A 19,866-nucleotide genomic window follows, 5' to 3' on the forward strand; every position below is an offset into this window, starting at 1 on the left:
CCCAGCGGGAGCAAGCTCCCTCGCCACAAAAGCAGTGGGCGACTTCATTTTTGAGTACGAGCGCACCCCTGTGGCGAGGGAGCTTGCTCCCGCTGGGCTGCGAAGCGGCCCCAAAGTAGGCCTGACACACCACGTTTCACCCTTACCAGGTAAGCACCGCCCCCACCGCAAAAGTATCGGTATCTTCGTTCTGGGCGCTCGTATCGTGGCCATTGATTTCGAACTGGTTGTACTCGGCCACGAGCTTGAGGTTGTCGTTGATGTCATGGAACAGCGCAATGCCACGGGTTTCGTAATCGGCACCACTGCCCACCACGCCGTTGCCGTCGTCATCGGTCTTGCCGTAGGACAGCGCCAAGCGGTTCTTGCCCAGCTTGTACGAGCCCTGTAACAGATAGCCTTTGCTGTCGACATTGCGCAGGGTCGCTTCACCGGCGTTGTTGGTGAAAAACGGATTGATGCCCTTGGCCTGGAACCCCGAACCGGTGAGCGACAGCCCGCCCATCTTGGCCTGCACCCCGTAGCCCAGGCCTTTGGAAGTCACCGATTCGACCGTGGAATCGGTGTTGTCCGAAGTCTGGTAGCTGCCGTTGAGCCAGCTGTAGATCTTCGCCCCGCCCAGGTCGAACTGGTAGGTGATCTCGCTCTCGGTACGCGGGTTTTCCTGGTAGGCCTTGCCGGTGGCGCTGTTGTCGTTGGTGTCCACCGGGTCCATGATCCCCACCGCCACGCGCAAGCCCTCCATCACTGGCGTGCGGTAGGTGAGCTGCGAGGTCGGGAACGGGTACGGATAGCCGCTGCCGATGTTGCCGAACGAGACGCCACCGCCGTCCACCAGCCCCAGGGTATCGCTGACCTGGCCATAACCGGCGAGCAGCTCGTCCAGCAGGATGTTGGAGCGGGCAAACAGGCCGAAGTCCTTGCCGACCAGCACCTCGCCCCACTCCGGATTGGCCACGGTGCCGTAGAACTGGCGCACGTCGATGGCGGTGACGGTGCCGTTGGTTTCGCTGTCGTTGATGGTCACCCAGAACGAGGCCCGGGCGCCGAGCTTGAGGTCATCGACCTGCTTGCCCATGTTGAACCCCAGGTAGTTGGGCAAAAAGCCCATCTTGACCCGCGCCTGCCGACGGTCGTACTGCTCACCGGCGCGGTCCACGTCGCTGTTGACGTAGAAGGCGTTGATGTAGCCGTCGGTGGAAAAGGTGGTCTGGTCCTTGTCGTACAGCATGATTTCAGCGTGGGCCCAAGGCGTCAGGCCCAGGCTGGAAAGACCGGCGATGACCGCAGGCAAAAAACGCAGGCAGGTATTTTTATTGTTGTGCATGGCGCGCTCCGCAACAGGGGACGGGATGTCGGAGGCGATTATCGAAAGGCGCCAGGGCACGTCATACGCTGCCTTGGGAGCGATTGGCGGATGCTTTGGCAGCGCCGGCCCGGCGCGGCAGTTTGGGTGTAAGACGGCGAGGCTGGCGGGTGCGGTACTTTGGGTGTGGGCCGCAAGGTGGCTTGGGAGGACCAACCCATTGGGCAGTCATAGTGAGTTGGCTGGTTTGGGGCTGCTGCGCAGCCCAGCGGGAGCAAGCTCCCTCGCCACAGGGGTCGCACCCCACACTCAAAATTGAAGTCAGATCCAGCTTTTGTGATGAAGAAACTTGCTCCTACAGGGTTTGCACCGTGTTGCTTTTGTGGCGAGGGAGCTTGCTCCCGCTGGCCTGCGCAGCAGGCCCCTCGCCTTCGGCTCAGAACCGCGGCTTGACGGTCTTCCAATCCGGCCGGTAACGCTGCATCTGCCGCACATCGTCGCGCTGGCGAATGCCGCAACTGAGGAACTGTTCATGCAGCTTGCCCAGTTGATCCCGGTCCAGCTCCAAGCCAAGCCCAGGCGCCCGGGTGATCTTCACGCAGCCGTCGACAATCGGCAGCTTGCCGCCCTTGATCACTTCTTCATCCGGCTCCTGCCACGGGTAATGGGTGTCGCAGGCATAGTCGAGGTTAGGCACCGCAGCCGCGACATGGGCCATGGCCATGAGGCTGATGCCCAAGTGCGAGTTGGAATGCATCGACACGCCCAGGCCGAAAGTACTGCACATTTTCGCCAACACCTGGGTGTCCCGCAGGCCGCCCCAGTAATGGTGGTCGGCCAATACGATCTGCACGCTGTCCAGGGCCACGCTGCGGCGGAACTCATCGAAATCAGTGACCACCATATTGGTCGCCAGCGGCAGCCCCGTGCGCTTGTGCAGCTCGGCCATGCCTTCCAGCCCGGGCGTCGGGTCTTCGTAATACTGCAAGTCATCCCCCAGCAGCTCGGCCATGCGAATCGAGGTCTCCAGGGACCAGTTGCCATTGGGGTCGATGCGCAACGGGTAGCCGGGAAACGCCTGTTTCAGCGCCTTGATGCAGGCGACTTCATGCTCCGGATCGAGGGCGCCAGCCTTGAGCTTGATGCTCTTGAAGCCATAGTCCTGGATCATCCGCCGGGCCTGGGCGACGATCTGCTCTTCGTTGAGCGCCTCGCCCCAATTGTCGGCCGGGTACGGCGAATCGATGTGCTCGGCGTACTTGAAAAACAGGTAGGCGCTGAACGGAATCTCGTCGCGGATCGCGCCGCCCAGCAGGTCCACCAACGGCACGTTCAGGTAATGGGCCTGCAAATCCAGGCACGCCACTTCGAACGCCGAATAGGCATTGCTCACCGCCTTGCTCGCATGGGAACCCGGCGCCAGTTCGGCACCGCTGACGCTGGCCGGTTTCTGCGCAGCGACGGTCGCCTGGACGATGGCCCGCAACTGGTTGAGGTTGAACGGGTCCAGGCCGATCAACTGGCTCTGCAATTGCTGCTGGATCGCCAGGGCCGGGGCATCGCCGTAGCTCTCCCCCAGGCCGATGTAACCGTTGTCGCTCTCGATCTCGATGATCGAGCGCAGCGCGAACGGTTCATGGATACCGCTGGCGTTGAGCAAGGGTGGGTCGCGAAAAGCGATGGGGGTGACGGTGACGCGTTTGATCTTCATACAGCGGCTCCCGATGGGCCAGGGTTCAAGGCTTGGTTTTTTTCCGGTCGGCCGGACAGTGAATTCGGCTTATCGCGGCCCGGCTTGGTACGGGCGAAGAAAATCACCACGGCGGCCACCAGGGAAGTGATCGCCAGCCCATACAGTCCGCCCTCGATGGACCCGGTGGTCTGCTCCAGGAAACCGAAGGCCGTCGGTGCCACGAAGCCGCCAAGATTGCCGATGGAATTGATCAGGGCGATCACCGCCGCCGCGATGCGCGCATCCAGGTAGCCCTGGGGAATCGGCCAGAACAGCGCCGAGGCCGCCTTGAAACCGATGGCCGCGAAACAGATCGCCACGAAGGCAAAGATCGGCCCGCCGGTGGTGGACATGAACATGCCGAACGCGGCGATCACCAGCGTCACCGCGACCCAGGCCTGCTGGAATTTCCACTTGCCGGCCAGGGCGGCAAAACCGTACATCGCGACGATGGAAATGATCCACGGAATGGAATTGAGCAAACCGACCTGGAAGTCCCCCAGGTTGCCCATTTTCTTGATCATGCTCGGTAGCCAGAACGTGGCGCCGTAGATGGTCAGGGCGATGGAAAAGTAGATGAAGCAGAACAGCGCGATCTGTCGGTCGGCCAGCAACTTGAACATCGACGGCTTAATCACTTGCGCGGCTTCCCTCGCTCGCTGCTCTTCGGCGATGGCGGCGATCAAGACGGTTTTCTCTTCAGACGTCAGCCATTTGGCCTGGCTGGGGTGCGATTGCAGCCAGAACCAGACGAACCCGCACAGCACGATGGAGGCAAAACCTTCGATCAGGAACATCCACTGCCAGCCATGCAGGCCCATCCCGCTGATGTGCAGCAAGGCGCCGGAGACCGGGCCGGAAATCACCGAGGCGATGGCCGAGCCGCTGAGGAAGATCGCCATCGCCTTGCCGCGCTCGTTGGCGGGCAGCCATTGGGTGAAGTAATAGATGATGCCGGGAAAGAACCCTGCCTCCGCCGCGCCGAGGATGAAGCGCAGCACATAAAAACTGGTCTCGCCGCGCACAAAGGCCATGGCCATGGCCGCCGCGCCCCAGGTGAACATGATGCGCGTCAGCCAGGCGCGTGCGCCGTAGCGTTGCAAGAGCATATTGGACGGAACTTCGAACAGCGCGTAGCCGATGAAGAACAGCCCCGCACCGAGCCCGTAGGCCGCGGCGCCAATACCCAGGTCGGTTTCCAGGTGGCTGCGCACGAAGCCGATGTTGACCCGGTCGATGTAGTTGACGATGAACATCACCACCACCAACGGCAGCACATGACGTTTGACCTTGGCCGCCGCGAGCGCCAGGGTGTTGTCATGGGTGGAGTCCGTTACGTTATTCAAGGGTGCCTCCCGATCGTTGTTTTTGTGGGGAACGGGACGATGATGGACGCGGCGGATTGTTCCCGTCTAATCTAACTTGGCACTTGATTGATACCTGGATTGAATCAATGTTTGAACTGGCCCAGTTGCGCTGCTTTACCACCGTGGCGACCGAACTCAACTTCCGTCGCGCCGCCGAACGCCTGAACATGACCCAGCCACCGCTGAGCCGGCAGATCCAATTGCTGGAGCATCACCTGGGCGTCGAACTGTTCACCCGCAGCACCCGTAGCGTGGCGCTCACCGCCGCCGGCCGGGCGTTTTTCATCGAAGCGCAGAACCTGTTGGAACAGGCGCAACAGGCCGCCGAGGCCGCCAAACGTTTTGCCAAGGGTGACATCGGCTCGGTCACCATCAGCTTCGTCGGCAGCGCGGTGTACGAGTTCTTGCCCAAGGTGATTGCCGAGGCCCGGCTGAAACAGCCCCAGGTCAAAATCGTCCTGGCGGAAATGAACACCTACCAACAGCACGAAGCCCTGCGCGCCCGGCGCATCGACCTGGGCATCGTCCGCTCGCCGCTGCTGGAAACCGGCTACGCCACCGAATGCCTGGTGCGCGAACCCTTCGTGCTGGCGGTGCCCGCCGGTCATCCGCTGGCCAGCGCTGAAACCGTCAGCGTCCAGGTCCTGGACGGACAACCGTTCCTGATGTACTCCCACGCCGCCTACCCGCCCTTCAACGAACTGCTCACCGGCATGCTGCGCTCGGCCCGGGTCGCACCGCAATTCGTGCAATGGCTGGGGTCGTCGCTGACGATCCTGGCCCTGGTCAACGCCGGCATGGGCCTGGCCCTGGTGCCGCGTTGCGCCAGCAGCGTGGTGTTCAAGCACGTGGTGTTTCGCGAGATCGATTTGGGCGAAGGGGTGCAGAGCGAGTTGCACCTGGTGTGGCGGGAGGATAACGACAACCCGGCGTTTACCATGTTGCTGGAAGGGATGCGGGGGGCGGTTCGGGAAGGGTTTTGAAGGCGGAGCAACAAGGCCCATGGGGTTGGCAGTGGCTGACCGAGCGTCGTGGACTTAGGTTGTGAGGGCGCTTGCAGCGCCCCCACAACACTACCTGGTGACTACCCAGGCTTGTGGTTATCCAGTACTCGATTGCCCGCTAACTCACCCAACTTGATGACCCGTTGCAGCACCAGCATCGTTTGGCGTCTTGGGCCGTCCGTCTAATCGGTGAGGTCGCTGACCATCACGCTGGCGGATGCCAAGGATTCGCACGCCTCAACGAGTAACGTTTCGTCATCCACCGCTGCGTCGATGGTGAAGATCGTGCTGGGCTTGCGGGGCTGTATCTGCGTTTTCGTTGCCCCGGGGTTCAGGTAGTGCTTGAGCGCGCGGTCTGCCGCCTCTTTCAATTTTTCAGGGTCGAGAGAGTCGCCGTAGAGTACCGAGTCGATATCCGGGGGGTTGGGAGTTACTTTGAACATAATTGACAATCCTATATTGGAGCTGCAACCGTTCTCTACTAAAAGAAGGGTGGCGGCTGTACGCAGGTTAGTAGACCGGCAGGATTGGCAAAACCCGGCGCGCCCGAGGACGCCCTGCGCACAACCACCATTTAGTTCAGGCATATAAATGACCTGACTGAACAGTGCTCAAGCACTTCACCAAACCTGATGGGCTACTAAACCCGACCACTGATGGGCAGTGGCAGGTAAACGATAGAGGCCAGGGGCAAAGCGCACAAGCCAGCGGATTCTGACGCATGCGTAAGTAAGGACGCAAGGTCTCGTAGCCTTTCAGGCGTAATGTGGAGTGTATTTAAACGTGTCGCGCTGGATATGTTTACGACAATTAAACGGGTCGATTTTTTCTTCGTTATTTATTGGGGCTGTATTGGTGTAAATACAGTGTCTTATGGGAGGCTCCGGGGTCATCGATATTAAACGAGCTCATGCCGTAGATAATACGTTGGCGGATGCTTTGGGGAATGTTCCTACAGTTGGCCGGCTACAACTTGTTGCGTTATCAAATGGCACCTTGCCCGATATTGACCTGCGGTTCCTCATAGACCGATTGGACTTTGATCGTTTGATCGTTCCCACGCTCTGCGTCACCTTCCAGAAGCGGAACGCCGAGCCTCCCTGGCGACATTCCCACGCTGGAGCGTGGGAACGATCGAACTGTGGCCTGTGAAACCCGTGGCGAGGGAGCTTGCTCCCGCTGGGCTGCGAAGCAGCCCCTGGTACTGACACCGAGGTGTGCCAGGTTTATGGGGAGCAGGTTTTTCGGGCTGCTGCGCAGCCCAGCGGGAGCAAGCTCCCTCGCCACATTATCAGCGCTCTTGAGCCATGCGCCCGGCTGGTTTGCCAACGCCTCACTTCAGGTTGTACGATGACCGACGAGCATGCTTCGCTCGCGTTCCTGATACCTACAACAACAAGGAAATCCCCATGAAAAAAGCGACATTGGTCATCGGCTTCTTGTGCCTGTTCGGCGGCTACGCTACGGCCGCTACATCGCCCGAGCAGGAGGTGGCCCAGGCGGTCGATCATTTGACCCAAGCCATGCTGCACAAAGACATCCCCCAGCTCCAGGCACTGGCCGCCGAGAACCTGACCTATGGTCATTCCAGCGGCAACATCCAGGACAAGAAAGCCTTCATCGCCGACATCGAAACGGGCAAGAGTGCGTTCAAGACCCTGGAAATGAAGAACCAGAAAATTACTCTGTCCGGTGATGTGGCGCTGGTGCGCAATCACTTCTCGGCCCAGGCGCTCAAGGGCACTGAAGTGGTGCCGACGGAGATCGAGAACTTCCAGATCTGGCAGAAGCAGAAGAATGGCAAGTGGCTGCTGATCGGGCGTCAGGCGTTTCGGTTCTGATAGCGGGTTGACCGGGAAGACCTCTGTGGCAAGCGGAATTCTGTTCACTTGAGGCTGCTGTGATTCCTGTGGCGAGGGAGCTTGCTCCCGCTGGGCTGCGTAGCGGCCCTTTCTGTGAGCGCTTCGCACTCAAGCGGGAGCAAGCTCCCTCGCCACGGATTGCTGCCCTCGCCGGTTGTATTCCCTCAAGTCGCGGCCCACTGCTCCCGGTACTGCAGCAGAAAATCCACAAAAGCACGCACCCGCTGCGGTACGTACCGCCCATGGGGATACAGCAACGTGAACGGACGCGAACGTCCCGCGTACGGCGCTAGCACCTCCAGCAACTGCCCGTTGGCCAGCTCCTGTTCCACGATGAATTTGTAGGTCTGGAACAATCCTGCGCCATGCTTGGCCAACGTCCCCCCGCCCAGTACATCATCCGAGCAGCAATACCCGCCCTGCCCGAACACTTCCTTCTCCTTGCCCTCGACATCGAACAGCCAGGAAATCCGTCGCCCGCTGCTGGGCAGTTCGAACTGGATGCACTCGTGATCATCCAGGTCTTCAAGCACCTGCGGCGTGCCGGCCTTGCGCAGATACTCCGGGGAGGCGACCACCACCAGCTTCGCGTCTTCCAGCAGCCGGGCGATCATCGACGAATCGGGTTGGGCCCGCACCCGGATGGCAAGGTCATACCCTTCGGCAACGAAATCGATGTTTCGATTGCTCAGGTGCAGGTCCACCGTCACTTGCGGGTACAGCGCCCGAAAAGCCGGGAGCAAGGGCAGGATGCGATAGTGGCCGTAAGTGGTGGGCAGGCTGATGCGCAGTTGCCCGGACGGCACCGATTGCGCGCCCATCATTTCCTGTTGCGCCTCGACCAGTTGCGTCAGCGCTTGCCGGCATTGCTCGAAATAGATCCTGCCGGCTTCGGTCAGTCGGATGCTGCGGGTGGTGCGCACGAAAAGCCGAGAGCCCAGGCGCTCTTCCAAGCGAAAGATCGAGCGGCTCACTGCCGCAGGCGTAACGCCTGCCAACTGCGCCGCCGCGGTGAAACTGCCCGCCTCTGCCGCGAGGCAGAACAGTTCTATGCTGCCCAACTGCAGGTCTTCGAAATGACGCTTCATGATTCGTTACACCGCGTATCAACTGAAGTTTCCAAATGCCTGTTTATCAGTACGTGGCGTATAAATACAGTGGCCTTGCAACACGCGGGCGTTGGCCTGCGTCCATTTCCCATCAGTTGGAGTGCACCATGCCTTTCGTCAATGTGCGAATTACCCGAGACGGCGTTACCCGTGAACAGAAAGCCCAGGTGATTTCCGAAATCACCGAAACCCTCCAGCGCGTGCTGGGCAAGGACCCGCATTTGACCCATATCGTGATCGAAGAAGTCGACACGGATAATTGGGGATATGCGGGGATGACGACGACGCAGTATCGAAGTCTTCCGAAGGAATAAGGCTTGCCCCTCCCGAGCCCGGTCCAACTGACCGGGCTTTTTTCTGCCTGCCAACCCGCCGACCCTGTGGGAGCGAGCCTGCTCGCGATAGCGGTGTGTCAGTCAATATCAGTACTGACTGGCCTGACGCTATCGCGAGCAGGCTCGCTCCCACAAGGGATTGCTGGCGAACGCGGATTTTGCGATCAGCCGGGAACATTGTGGGAGCGGGCTTGCTCGCGAAGACAGAGTTTCAGTCAGAACTCTGTAGCTGACACACCGCCTTCGCGAGCAAGCCCGCTCCCACAGGGATTTATGGGTGTTCGAAATTGATTACATGACGTATCAACTCAAGTACCGGAAGCCTTATTTATCAAACCCTGGCGCATCAATACCCTGAGCTCAACCACCGCCAACACAGGCGCACCGGTTCAACTCAATGTGATCAGGAGTCAATCATGAGCCTCAACAAAACCGTCATCATCACCGGCGCTTCCAGCGGTATCGGCCTGGGCTTGGTCAAGGCATTCCTCGCTCGAGGCTACAACGTGGTGGGCAACGCCCGCTCCCCGTCCGGCCTGGACGCCGCCGCCGCCGAGCTTGGTCACCCGGCCGGTTTCCTCGGCGTGGCTGGCGACATCTCCGACCCGGCCACCTCAACCGCCCTCATTAGCCAAGCCGTCGAGGCGTTCGGCGCCGTTGACGGGTTGGTGAACAATGCCGGGTTCTTCCTGCCTAAACCCTTCGTCGAATACAGCCCCCAGGACCTGGACGCGCTGCTGGACACCAACCTCAAGGGGCTCGTCTTTGCCAGCCAGGCCGCTGCCGCGCACATGATCGGGCGCCAGCAAGGCTTCATCATCAACATCTCAGCTGCCGTGGCCCTGCAACCGAACATCCAGGTGCCGGCCGCGCTGCCGGTGCTGATCAAGGGCGGTGTCAACCAGATGACCCGCGCCCTGGCCCTGGAACTGTCGCCCCACAACATCAAGGTCAACGCGGTTGCTCCTGGCATTATTGACACGCCGATGCACGACCCGGCGCACCGCGACTTCCTCAACCACCTGGCCCCGGCCGGTCGTGTGGGCACCATCGAGGAAATTGCCGAGGCCGTGTTGTACCTGGCGGGTGCTGATTTCACGACCGGCGCGATACTGCCGGTGGACGGCGGGATGAGCACAGGCAAGTGGTAAATAGGCAAGTGGCAAAAAACAAAAACCCCGGAGGCCAGGCCTTCGGGGTTTTCGTGACGCAACGGATTCAGAGCGTGTAGGAGATACCAGCCTGCACGGTTCGCGGTGCGCCTGGATAGGCGTAGACGCCACCGAATGCACCTTCTTCGTAGTCGGCGTCAAACAGGTTCTTCAGGTCCAGGTTGAGGCGGATCCGCTCATTGACCTTGTAGTAGCCGAGCAGGTCGACGACGGTGTAGTTGTCCATGGTAAAGGTGCTGGCCGCCGTATTGCCGGCCCGCTCATCGACGTACTTGGCGCCCAGGCCCAGGCCGAGGCCCTTGAGGCCGCCGTCCTGGAACTCGTAGACGTTCAACAGGCTGAAGGAGTTCTTGGGCACGTTGAGCAAGCGGGTGCCGGACGGGATATTGATGTCCTTGGTCACTTCGGCATCCACATACGCATAACCGCCGATCACGCGCCATTCCGGCGTCAGGTTGCCCGCCACGTTCAGGTCAAAGCCACGGCTGCGCACTTCCCCGGCGGCCACGTTGAAGGTGGGATCCAACGGGTCGGGCGTGAGCACATTGCGCTTTTCAATCTGGTAGATCGCCGCGTCGACGCTCAACTGACGATCCAGGGCTTCCCACTTGACACCCATTTCGTAGGACTTGCCCTCTTCCGGCTTGAATCCCTCACCCTGCCCCTGGCGACTCGCTCCGGTGTTGGGTTTGAACGAGCGGGCGGTATTGGCATAGACAGCCACGGTATCGGTCAGATCGTAGATCACCCCCAGGCGTGGAGTGACGGCATTTTCAGTCTTGTCCCAGTTACGGCTACCGGGCCGAGCCTGAGGGACGAAGGATTCGTACTCATGCTCGAAATGCTCGAAACGCGCCCCTGCCAACACCTTCAAACGCTCAGTCAACGCCACCTGATCCTGGACGAACATACCAAACGTCTTGAGATTTTCCTGGTCATTGGTAGGCGTGCGCGTCAATGCCGGGCGTGGCTGGCCATGCACCGGATCGAAGATATCGATCGGGTAGGCACCTGTGCCGCCAGCGGAACGCCGGATGATCGACTGGTAATCGTAGTCTTCATACTCGATCCCCGTCAGCAACGTATGCTCGAACCCGCCAGTAGAAAAATGCCCAGTAAGGTTGAGTTGGGTGTCCCGGTCGGTCCATTCCAGCTTGCGGTAGTTGAAGTTACGACCCAGAGTGCGCCCATCTGGACCGATGCCGTTGCCTTCCACCGCGTTGCCCTGCAAGGTGCCGTCGAGCCACTGGGTGCCGCCGGCCAGGGTCCAATCGTCGTTGAGCATGTGCTCGAAACGCACCTGCAGCATGTTGTTGTCGTTGTGCAGCTTGCCCACGTCTTTCTCGCCGAAGAACGTATCCCGCGACGCGGTGCCACGTTGGCCGGCGTAATGGGTCAGGCCACGGTCCAGCGGCGCATTGTTGCGCATGAAATCGCCTTCGAAGGTCAAGCGCGTGGTGTCGTTGACCTGCCAGCTCACCACCGGCGCGATGCCGTAACGCTCGGTCTCGACGTGGTCGCGGAACGTATCGCCGCCCTCACCCACCACGTTCAAGCGATAAGCCAGGCGCCCTTCTTCGTCCAACGGACCGGACGCATCGAGCGTGCCGCGACGCATCCCCTGGTCGCTGACCTGGCTGCCCAGGGTCACCGTGCGCTCGGCCAACGGCTGCTTGGACACCACGTTGAAGGTACCGCCCGGGTCGCCACGGCCATAGAGCATGGTAGCCGGGCCACGCAGGACTTCCAGGCGTTCGATGGTGTTGGCGTCCGGCATGTTCGGGTAGCCACGGTTGATCGGGAAACCGTTGCGGTAGAACTCGCCGGTGGTGAAACCGCGGACGGTGAAGGTGGTCAGGCCCTGGCCGCCGAAGTTGTTCGCCCGGCCTACGCCGCCGGCGTAATCGAGGGCGTCTTGCAGGCGCGTGGCACTGAGGTCTTCAACGACATCGCGGGAAACGACGGAAATGGATTGCGGGGTTTCATGGATCGCCGTGTCGGTACGGGTCGCACTGGCCGAACGAGTGGCGTGATAGCCCTTCACCGGGCCCTGCGCCGTTTCATAGTCTGGATTGCCGACGATATCGGTGGCTTGCAACTCCAGGGAGGCCGGCTTGGCAGGGATCGGCTCTTCGGCCCAGGTGGGAATGGAATAAGCTTGGAGCACACACAGTGAAACGAGAATCCGACGCATCGATGCACAATCCTAATGGAAAAAAGCCTCCACATCGGGAGGCTGACAAGAATGTGTCGCGAAAGATACAGTAACTCATTGTTGTTTGATATCTATTCCCATTAACACCCATGTTTTTTGTGACCGGTCAGTCCGTCATCGCGAGCAAGCTCGCTCCCACAGGGGGTTGTGGTGCACATGAGCTCCGTGTCACCGAAAATCCACTGTGGGAGCGAGCTTGCTCGCGATGGCGCCGGATCAATCTGCCCAAACCCTCCTGCCCCACCGCAATCGACTCCTCCTCGACACGCTGGAAAAACCTCTGCGCACGTACATCCTGGGTATAAGCCACATTCAACCGCAGCCAATCACACACCTCCCCTTGCGGCAGGAACGTCGAGCCTTGGGACAGTTGGATCTGCAGCTCCCGGGCGATCTGCTGCACCCGCTGCGCCGCCAGGCAGCGCGGCCTGGCCCAGATGAACAGGCCCCCCATCGGCTCGGCAAAGATCTCCCAGTGGGCCGGGTCCAGTTGGCGCAGCGTACTTGCCATCTGCTTGTTCAGGCGCTGGCGCAAGCGCTGGATCAGCTTGCGGTAGGCACCGTTGGCCAGCAACGTCGCCACTACGTTTTCCGCCAGCAATGAACAACCGATACCGGTCACCATCTTGACCTCGGCCAGGCGCTGGATGATGTCGGGCTGGGCCACCACGTAACCGATGCGCAGCGAGCTGGACAGCGTCTTGGAAAAGCTCGCCAGGTAGATCACCCGCTCCAGTGCGTCCAGGGAAGACAGGCGCGACGTCGGGCCATTCTGGAAGTCGGCGTAGATGTCGTCCTCGATGAGGCGAAAGTCATGGGCCGTCGCCAGTTGCAGCAAGCGGTAGGCCACGCTCGGCGCCAGGCTGGTGCCGGTGGGGTTCTGGTACATGCTGTTGATGAAGAAGTACGAAGGTTTGTGCTCGCCGAGTAGCTCTTCCAGGCGGGCGATGTCCGGGCCTTGGGCGGTTCTCGGCACGGCCACGGTCTTCACTCCGTGCAATTTCAGCAAATTGAACAGGTTGTAGTAGCCGGGGCTTTCCACCAGCACCAGGTCACCGGGCTTGAGCAGGGTTCGCACCAGCAGGTCGAGGCCCTGGCTGGCGCCTTGGGTGGTGATGATCTGTGTCGGGTCGACGTGGATGTCGATCAGACCCAGGCGTTTTTGCAGGTGCAGGCGCAGATGAGGCGAACCCAACGGGGTGCTGTAGTTGAACAATGCGTGGTTGTCGCTGCGCACCACTTGGCGGATCGCCTGGCCCAGGTCGGCGTCGTCGCGCCAGGCGTCAGGCAGCCAACCGCAACCGAGCTTGAGCTGGGTCGATTCATTGTCGAACAACTGCCACGACGGGTTATCCGTATCAGGTGGCGGTTGCACCGGCCGGGCCAACTGTTGCGCGACAAAAAAGCCCGCGCCATGCCGAGACTCCAGCACCCCGCTGGCCACCAGTTGATCATAGGCCTTGATCACGCTCGACAGGCTCAGGCTATTTTCCCGAGCCAGTTGGCGAATCGACGGCATTCGTGCGCCGGGGCGAATGCCATGGGCGTCGATCCAACCCGTGAGGTGCGTCACGAGCTGGCGGATCACCGGCTCGGCAACGTTGCGATCAATCTTCAGGTCCACGGTGGGCACTCTTGGTCAAGTGTTCTCGATTTTCCGGAAAACAGTTAAACACAAATGGCTGGCGGCTGTTCCTTGTTTGCGTTGTGCCCGGCAGTGATAGTCCCCGGGACTTCATGCACACCCTTTAAGGAACACCTTTGAACCCATCGCATCGACATTCCTGGGGACTGGCCTTCGGTCTTTGCCTGATCACCCTCGCGGTCAACCTGCAGGCGCCGCTGTACACCACCTATGCGCAGTTGTCCGGCTACGGCGCCGGGGCCACGGCGGTGGCGTTTTCCGGTTATGTGCTGGGCGTGCTCCCGGTGCTGCTGGCGTTCGGTGGGCTGGCGGACCGGGTGGGCCGCAAACCGTTGATCCTGGTCGCCCTCGGGCTGTCGATGCTGGCGACGCTGGTGACCATCCTCTGGCCGAACCTGGTGGCGCCGGGCGTGGCGCGCCTGATGAGGGGGGTCGGCACCGGGCTGGCTTCGGCTACGTCGACCGCCTATATGGCCGAGCTCATGGCAACCAGCGATACCCGCGCACCCGCCAACCGGGTGACCGCCAGCACTTCCCTGGGCTTTGGCCTGGGGGCAGCGTTGACCAGCCTGTTCCTGTTCGTCCATCACAGCGCCACGCCTGGCAGCTTCTGGTTGCAGCTCACGTTGGCCGCCCTGGCGATCGTCGTGGTCTGGCGGCTCCCGGACCCGGCGCTGAAAATCAAAGACGCGCCGCTGCTGCGCCTGCCGTTGTTTCCCGCTGGCAGCCTGCCCTACAGTTTTTCAATGCTGTTGGCCTGGGCGACGTCGGGCCTGGTCATCGCCCTATTGCCGTCCGTGCTGGCGACCCACGATTTGCAGCGCTGGTCTGGCCTGTCGACCTTCTCGGTCATCAGTTGCGGCTTGCTCTTCCAGCCTTGGGTGCGCCGCCTGCAACCCGCCAGGGCCACGTGCCTGGGCCTGTTGATCCTGCCCGCGAGCTACGCGCTGCTGGCCTGGGGCGCGAGCGTCGGCTCACTATTCGCCGTGTTGCTGGGGGCATTGGGGGCCAGCAGCGCCTGCTACGGTTTCCTGTACCTGGGCGGGCTGTCGGCCATTACGGCCATGGCTGGGGCGGAAAAGGCCCGGGTCAGTGCCGGGTTCTTCCTGTTCGCCTATGTCGGGTTCAGCATTCCGGTGGTGGTGACCGGGTTGCTGGCTGACGCTTTCGGCGCTGACGTGGCGTTGATCGTGTTTGGCCTGGCGTTGTTGGCGGGGGCGGTTGTCACGGGATGGCGCATCGTCCGAACGCAGGCTTATGTTGCCCACCTGTCCCATGGCTAAACATAAAACCTTTGTGGCGAGGGAGCTTGCTCCCGCTCGATTGCGCAGCAATCGCAAAATCTCGGGTCTGCTGCGCAGCCCAGCGGGAGCAAGCGCCCTCGCCACAGAGTCCACTTTATACCCGGTACAAACAGGGCTGGCTGACGCCGCCCCGGGACACTCGGTCCGGCAAAGTCGTATACCATATCCCCACCTAAGCCGAACGACCCGCTGCCGTGACTTTATCCAAGTTCAACCTGCCTGACCTGGGCAACACCCCGTCCACCTCGGAAATCATCACCCGCCACCTGCGCGATGCCATCGTGGCCGGGCATTTTGCCGAGGACGAGCCGATTCGCCAGGATGACATCGCCCGGCAGTTCAACGTCAGCAAGATTCCCGTGCGCGAAGCCCTCAAGCGTCTCGAGGCCGAGGGCCTGGTGATGTTCCAGCGCAATCGCGGGGCGATGGTGACACGCATTTCCGAGGCGGAGTTGGCGCAGATGTTCGAAGTGCGCATGCTCCTGGAAGACAAAGTCCTGCGCCTGGCGATTCCCAACATGACCGAAGACACCTTCGCCCGCGCCGAAAGCATCTGCCAGGAGTTCATCGGTGAAGACGACGTCGGGCGCTGGGCCGAACTGAACTGGCAACTGCATGCCTGCCTCTACGAGCCAGCGCAACGGCCCTTCATGGTGAACCTGATCCGCTCGGTGCACGACAAGCTGGAGCGGTACTTGCGCATGCAGATGAGCCTGTCGGCCGGTAAGGACCGTGCCGATCATGAGCACCGGGAAATCATCAAGGCCTGCCGCGCCGGTGATGTCGAACGGGCCGTGGCGCTGCTGGACGAGCACATCGCCGGGGTCTGCGAAACCTTGTTAAAGTTCCTGCCTTCCAGCCATTGATACATTGGTACTGTGCCGATTTCGTCATCGGCGATAGTTAAAACCCTCAAGCCGTCATCCCCTGGCGCGGGCCACGCTTACCGTCACTCATCTGAACGGACGTGGCCCTCCCATGAAACGCATCACCGTGATCGATTCCCATACGGGCGGCGAACCGACCCGCCTGGTCACCGACGGTTTTCCTGACCTGGGCCAGGGCACCATGGCCGAGCGCAAGCAACGCCTGGCCACGGAGTTCGACACCTGGCGCAGCGCCTGCGTGCTCGAACCCCGGGGCAGCGATGTGCTGGTGGGGGCGCTGCTCTGTGAGCCGGTGGACCCGAGCGCCTGTGCCGGCGTGATCTTTTTCAACAACAGCGGCTACCTGGGCATGTGCGGCCACGGCACCATCGGCCTGGTGGCGTCCCTGGCCCACCTGGGCAGGATCGGCCCCGGCGTGCACAACATCGAAACCCCGGTGGGCACGGTACAGGCGACCTTGCACGAAGACCGCTCGGTCAGCGTGCGCAACGTGCCGGCCTACCGTTACCGCCAGGCGCTGGCCCTGGAGGTGCCCGGCATCGGCCCGGTGGTGGGCGACGTGGCCTGGGGCGGCAACTGGGTTTTCCTGATCGCCGAGCATGGCCAGCGTGTCGCCGGCGATAACCTCGCCGCGTTGCCCGCCTACACCTACGCCGTGCAGCAAGCCTTGGAGCAGCAGGGTGTTCGCGGTGAGGATGGCGGCCTGATCGACCACATCGAACTGTTCGCCGACGACCCGCAAGCGGACAGCCGCAACTTCGTGCTCTGCCCGGGCAAGGCCTATGACCGCTCCCCGTGCGGCACCGGCACCAGCGCCAAACTGGCGTGCCTGGCCGCCGATGGAAAACTGCAACCCGGGCAGATCTGGCGCCAGGCCAGCGTCATTGGCAGCGAGTTCGAAGGCTCCTACGAACAGGCGGGCGAGCGCATCGTGCCGACCATTCGCGGTCGCGCCTACATCAGCGCCGAAACCACCCTCATCATCGAAGCGGATGACCCGTTCGCCTGGGGCATTCGTCTGTGAGCGAGGGCCATGTCGCCGACGTGATCATCATCGGTGCGGGCATTATCGGTGCGGCCTGCGCCCAGGCATTGGCCCGACGTAGCGTCAACGTGCTGGTGCTGGACGCCGGTTGGCACGGCGCCACGGCGGCTGGCATGGGGCATTTGTTGGTGCTGGATGACAACCCGGCGGAACTGGCCCTCAGCCAATACTCCCTGCAACGCTGGCGCGAACTGGCGCCAGCCCTGCCCGCCGATTGTGCCTGGCGCAATAACGGCACCTTGTGGCTGGCGACCAATGCCGAGGAAATGGCGGTGGCCCACAGCAAATACCTGAACCTGCTGGCCCATGGCGAAGCCTGTGAGCTGATCGGCCGCGCCGCCCTGCATCAGCGCGAACCCGAACTGCGCCCAGGGCTGGAAGGCGGGTTGCTGATCAAGGGCGACGGCATCCTCTACGCCCCGGCCGCCGCTCGCTGGATGTTGGACGCGCCCAGGATTCGCCAGCAGCGGGCACACGTCAGCGAAGTCGACGGGACTCGCGTGCGCCTCGACGACGGGCGTTGGTTGAGCGCCGATGCGGTGGTGCTCGCCAATGGTATCCAAGCCACCGAGTTGTGCCCGGAACTGCCCATCGAACCGAAGAAGGGCCACCTGCTGATCACCGATCGCTACCCCGCCACCGTCACTCACACCCTGGTGGAGCTGGGCTACGTCACCAGCGCCCACAACGCGAGCGGGCCGTCGGTGGCATGCAATATCCAGCCACGCCCGACCGGGCAATTATTCATCGGCGCCTCGCGACAGTTCGGCACCGTCGACCCGCAGGTGGAAGGCTGGATGCTGGCGAAGATGCTCAAGCGCGCCGTCGACTACATGCCTGGGTTGGCGCATCTGAACGGCATCCGGGCCTGGCCCGGTTTTCGCGCGGCGAGCCCCGACGGCTTGCCCCTGGTGGGCCAACATCCGCAGCGCAAGGGGCTGTGGCTGGCAGTCGGTCACGAAGGCCTGGGCGTCACCACCGCGCCGGCGACCGCCGACCTGCTGGTGGCGCAGTTGTTCGACGAAACCTCGCCACTGGCCGCGCAACCTTACCTGCCGCAGCGTTTCCTCGGAGAACCGGCCCATGCCTGAAGCCCGACATACTTCCCCCGTTTGCTCCGGGAATTGGGTCAACCCTGTGGCGAGGGAGCTTGCTCCCGCTGGGGCGCGAAGCGGCCCTGTTTTGGGACTGCTGCGCAGCCCAGCGGGAGCAAGCTCCCTCGCCACGGTTTTTGGGTGCGCTCACGACATTCGCTTAGCCAAGGAGGATTGGACCCATGCCTGAAGTGTTCCTGGATGGCCGCCCGCTGTCAGTCGCCAACGGCACCAGCGTCGCGGCGGCATTGGCGTTGGGCGCGGACGGTTGCAGTCGCACCTCGGTCAGCGGCCAGCGTCGAGCGCCGTTGTGCGGCATGGGCATCTGTCAGGAATGTCGGGTGCTGATCGATGGCCGGCGCCGCCTGGCCTGCCAGACCCTGTGCCTCGATGGCATGCAGGTGCAGACCCGACCATGAACGAAGCCACCGACCTGCTGATCATCGGCGCCGGCCCCGCCGGCATGGCTGCCGCCCTCGCCGCGGCCAGCAGCGGCGCGCACATCGTGTTGCTGGATGACAACCCACTGCCCGGCGGGCAGATCTGGCGCGACGGTCCCCAGGCCAACCTGCCCAGCGCAGCCCGGCACCTGCGCGATCAACTGCGAAACTGTGCCAACGTCCGCTGCCATGCCGGCACTCGCGTAATCGCCTGCGCGGCGGATAAAACCTTACTGGTGGAAGATACCGAGCGAGGCTGGCAGATCCGCTACGAACGCTTGATCCTCTGCACCGGCGCCCGTGAGTTGCTGCTGCCGTTTCCCGGCTGGACCCTGCCCGGCGTGACCGGCGCTGGCGGGTTGCAGGCGCTGGTCAAAGGCGGCTTGCCGGTGCGCGGCGAACGGCTGGTCATCGCTGGCAGCGGCCCCTTGCTGTTGGCCAGCGCCGCCACGGCAAAACACCAGGGCGCACAGGTGCTGCGCATCGCCGAGCAAGCCAGCTTCGGCGCCGTGGCCGGTTTCGCCGGGCAACTGCCGCGCTGGCCGGGGAAGTTTTTCCAATCGTTCAGTTTGTTCGACTCGCACTACCGAACCGACACCCACGTGGTGGAGGCGCTCGGTCGAGAACGGCTCGAGGGCGTGCGTCTGCAACAGCAAGGCCAGACGATTGAACTGGCCTGCGACCGGCTCGCCTGTGGCTTCGGGCTCATTCCCAATACCCAGTTGGGCCAGGCCCTGGGCTGCGCGGTTGAAGGCCAGGCGTTGGTGGTTGACGCCTGGCAAGCGACCACGCGCCATGAACATTACGCCGCCGGGGAATGCACCGGTTTCGGCGGCAGCGAACTGGCATTAGTGGAAGGCGCCATTGCCGGCCATGCCGCCGTCGGCAATAGCGCAGCCGCCCAGCAGCTATGGCCTCGCCGCGCGCGTTGGCAAGGTTTCGCCCGGGCCTTGAACACGGCCTTCGCCCTCGATCCACGGCTCAAGTCCCTGGCCCGCGACGACACCCTGGTTTGCCGCTGTGAAGACGTGCCTTATGGCGAACTGGTCGGCCACGAAAACTGGCGCGAAGCGAAACTGGCCAGCCGCTGCGGCATGGGCGCCTGCCAAGGCCGAGTGTGCGGTGCTGCACTGGAACACCTGTTCGGCTGGACACCACCGGCACCACGCCCGCCCTTCAGCCCGGCGCGGATCGAGACCCTGCTGGAGCTGGAAGAAACCCCACCCAGCTGATCCCACACAGACTCTTCTGTGGGAGCGGGCTTGCTCGCGAATGCGTCGGCCCAGGGCACTGGACCACCGCGTTAGCCCGCCCGCCCGCGCCGCCCGGCCAGAGCGTGGGGCGAGGCG

At 62.4% G+C, this 19,866-nt stretch carries 16 protein-coding genes and 1 pseudogene; 10 read left to right on the plus strand and 7 right to left on the minus strand.

The genetic code is table 11. The features are described from left to right. Nucleotides 1-142: 142 nt before the first annotated feature. The 3 genes from HGO40_RS11960 to HGO40_RS11970 all read right to left on the minus strand — a co-directional run bounded on the left by HGO40_RS11960 (nt 143) and on the right by HGO40_RS11970 (nt 4,384). On the minus strand, nt 143-1,327 hold the full coding sequence (locus HGO40_RS11960; RefSeq protein ID WP_250963172.1) for a porin: 1,185 nt from the start codon (nt 1,325-1,327) through the stop codon (nt 143-145). A gap of 415 nt (nt 1,328-1,742) precedes the next feature. Further along, nucleotides 1,743-3,017, minus strand: coding sequence for a glucarate dehydratase family protein (locus tag HGO40_RS11965; RefSeq protein WP_250963173.1), 1,275 nt, complete (start codon nt 3,015-3,017; stop codon nt 1,743-1,745). After that, the gene (locus HGO40_RS11970; protein WP_250963174.1) at nt 3,014-4,384 is read right to left on the minus strand and encodes an MFS transporter; all 1,371 of its coding nucleotides are present in this window, start codon (nt 4,382-4,384) and stop codon (nt 3,014-3,016) included. Before HGO40_RS11970 ends, HGO40_RS11965 begins: the two co-directional genes overlap by 4 nt. A gap of 107 nt (nt 4,385-4,491) precedes the next feature. Between HGO40_RS11970 and HGO40_RS11975 the strand changes: the two genes are divergently transcribed. Then, nucleotides 4,492-5,388, plus strand: a complete 897-nt coding sequence (locus tag HGO40_RS11975; protein ID WP_250963175.1) for a LysR family transcriptional regulator — start codon at nt 4,492-4,494, stop codon at nt 5,386-5,388. 101 nt (nt 5,389-5,489) lie between these two features. Here HGO40_RS11975 and HGO40_RS11980 read toward each other — a convergent pair. Then, nucleotides 5,490-5,852, minus strand: a pseudogene (locus tag HGO40_RS11980) (DUF6124 family protein). Between the two features lie 966 nt (nt 5,853-6,818). Between HGO40_RS11980 and HGO40_RS11985 the strand changes: the two are divergent. Next, nucleotides 6,819-7,250, plus strand: coding sequence for a nuclear transport factor 2 family protein (locus HGO40_RS11985; protein ID WP_250963176.1), 432 nt, complete (start codon nt 6,819-6,821; stop codon nt 7,248-7,250). A gap of 185 nt (nt 7,251-7,435) precedes the next feature. On the opposite strand, the gene HGO40_RS11990 is transcribed toward HGO40_RS11985, so the two are convergent. Then, nucleotides 7,436-8,359: a LysR family transcriptional regulator gene (locus tag HGO40_RS11990; RefSeq protein ID WP_250963177.1), complete on the minus strand. Its 924-nt coding sequence runs from the start codon at nt 8,357-8,359 to the stop codon at nt 7,436-7,438. 128 nt (nt 8,360-8,487) lie between these two features. On the opposite strand from HGO40_RS11990, the gene HGO40_RS11995 reads away from it, so the two are divergent. Together HGO40_RS11995 and HGO40_RS12000 are read left to right on the plus strand one after the other, a co-directional pair. Further along, nucleotides 8,488-8,694 (plus strand): tautomerase family protein, encoded by a 207-nt coding sequence (locus HGO40_RS11995; RefSeq protein WP_003202537.1) that lies wholly within the window; start codon nt 8,488-8,490, stop codon nt 8,692-8,694. A 437-nt stretch (nt 8,695-9,131) separates the two neighbouring features. Continuing rightward, the gene (locus tag HGO40_RS12000; RefSeq protein ID WP_186728586.1) at nt 9,132-9,866 is read left to right on the plus strand and encodes an SDR family NAD(P)-dependent oxidoreductase; all 735 of its coding nucleotides are present in this window, start codon (nt 9,132-9,134) and stop codon (nt 9,864-9,866) included. 67 nt (nt 9,867-9,933) lie between these two features. Here HGO40_RS12000 and HGO40_RS12005 read toward each other — a convergent pair whose 3' ends face one another. Both HGO40_RS12005 and HGO40_RS12010 read right to left on the minus strand, forming a co-directional pair. After that, complete coding sequence (locus HGO40_RS12005; protein WP_250963178.1) at nt 9,934-12,081, minus strand: TonB-dependent siderophore receptor; 2,148 nt, start codon at nt 12,079-12,081, stop codon at nt 9,934-9,936. Between the two features lie 127 nt (nt 12,082-12,208). Beyond that, nucleotides 12,209-13,726: an aminotransferase-like domain-containing protein gene (locus HGO40_RS12010; protein ID WP_250963179.1), complete on the minus strand. Its 1,518-nt coding sequence runs from the start codon at nt 13,724-13,726 to the stop codon at nt 12,209-12,211. A gap of 137 nt (nt 13,727-13,863) precedes the next feature. Between HGO40_RS12010 and HGO40_RS12015 the strand changes: the two genes are divergently transcribed. The 6 genes from HGO40_RS12015 to HGO40_RS12040 all read left to right on the plus strand — a co-directional run bounded on the left by HGO40_RS12015 (nt 13,864) and on the right by HGO40_RS12040 (nt 19,749). Beyond that, a complete protein-coding gene (locus HGO40_RS12015) occupies nt 13,864-15,030 on the plus strand; it encodes an MFS transporter (protein ID WP_250963180.1) in 1,167 nt (388 codons plus the stop codon). Nucleotides 15,031-15,245: 215 nt separating this feature from the next. After that, nucleotides 15,246-15,917: a GntR family transcriptional regulator gene (locus tag HGO40_RS12020; RefSeq protein WP_250963181.1), complete on the plus strand. Its 672-nt coding sequence runs from the start codon at nt 15,246-15,248 to the stop codon at nt 15,915-15,917. Nucleotides 15,918-16,029: 112 nt separating this feature from the next. Further along, nucleotides 16,030-16,962 (plus strand): 4-hydroxyproline epimerase, encoded by a 933-nt coding sequence (locus HGO40_RS12025; protein WP_250963182.1) that lies wholly within the window; start codon nt 16,030-16,032, stop codon nt 16,960-16,962. Continuing rightward, nucleotides 16,959-18,074 carry an NAD(P)/FAD-dependent oxidoreductase gene (locus tag HGO40_RS12030; RefSeq protein ID WP_250963183.1) on the plus strand — a complete coding sequence of 372 codons (1,116 nt, stop codon included), beginning with the start codon at nt 16,959-16,961 and terminating at the stop codon, nt 18,072-18,074. Before HGO40_RS12025 ends, HGO40_RS12030 begins: the two co-directional genes overlap by 4 nt. A 185-nt stretch (nt 18,075-18,259) precedes the next feature. Continuing rightward, complete coding sequence (locus tag HGO40_RS12035; protein WP_250963184.1) at nt 18,260-18,496, plus strand: 2Fe-2S iron-sulfur cluster-binding protein; 237 nt, start codon at nt 18,260-18,262, stop codon at nt 18,494-18,496. Then, a complete protein-coding gene (locus HGO40_RS12040) occupies nt 18,493-19,749 on the plus strand; it encodes an NAD(P)/FAD-dependent oxidoreductase (RefSeq protein ID WP_250963185.1) in 1,257 nt (418 codons plus the stop codon). The genes HGO40_RS12035 and HGO40_RS12040 overlap by 4 nt, the downstream gene beginning before the upstream one ends. The last annotated feature ends 117 nt before the right edge of the window (nt 19,750-19,866 follow it).

It is taken from the genome of Pseudomonas sp. CG7 (assembly GCF_023701885.1).
GTDB classification, from domain to species: Bacteria; Pseudomonadota; Gammaproteobacteria; order Pseudomonadales; family Pseudomonadaceae; genus Aquipseudomonas; species Aquipseudomonas zanjanensis.

What these genes read in the sequence shown, in the direction of transcription:
- HGO40_RS11960 (WP_250963172.1), bottom strand. Translation starts at nt 1,327, where the DNA reads ATGCACAACAATAAAAATACCTGCCTGCGTTTTTTGCCTGCGGTCATC.
- HGO40_RS11965 (WP_250963173.1), bottom strand. Translation starts at nt 3,017, where the DNA reads ATGAAGATCAAACGCGTCACCGTCACCCCCATCGCTTTTCGCGACCCA.
- HGO40_RS11975 (WP_250963175.1), top strand. Translation starts at nt 4,492, where the DNA reads ATGTTTGAACTGGCCCAGTTGCGCTGCTTTACCACCGTGGCGACCGAA.
- HGO40_RS11985 (WP_250963176.1), top strand. Translation starts at nt 6,819, where the DNA reads ATGAAAAAAGCGACATTGGTCATCGGCTTCTTGTGCCTGTTCGGCGGC.
- HGO40_RS11990 (WP_250963177.1), bottom strand. Translation starts at nt 8,359, where the DNA reads ATGAAGCGTCATTTCGAAGACCTGCAGTTGGGCAGCATAGAACTGTTC.
- HGO40_RS11995 (WP_003202537.1), top strand. Translation starts at nt 8,488, where the DNA reads ATGCCTTTCGTCAATGTGCGAATTACCCGAGACGGCGTTACCCGTGAA.
- HGO40_RS12000 (WP_186728586.1), top strand. Translation starts at nt 9,132, where the DNA reads ATGAGCCTCAACAAAACCGTCATCATCACCGGCGCTTCCAGCGGTATC.
- HGO40_RS12005 (WP_250963178.1), bottom strand. Translation starts at nt 12,081, where the DNA reads ATGCGTCGGATTCTCGTTTCACTGTGTGTGCTCCAAGCTTATTCCATT.
- HGO40_RS12025 (WP_250963182.1), top strand. Translation starts at nt 16,030, where the DNA reads ATGAAACGCATCACCGTGATCGATTCCCATACGGGCGGCGAACCGACC.
- HGO40_RS12035 (WP_250963184.1), top strand. Translation starts at nt 18,260, where the DNA reads ATGCCTGAAGTGTTCCTGGATGGCCGCCCGCTGTCAGTCGCCAACGGC.
- HGO40_RS12040 (WP_250963185.1), top strand. Translation starts at nt 18,493, where the DNA reads ATGAACGAAGCCACCGACCTGCTGATCATCGGCGCCGGCCCCGCCGGC.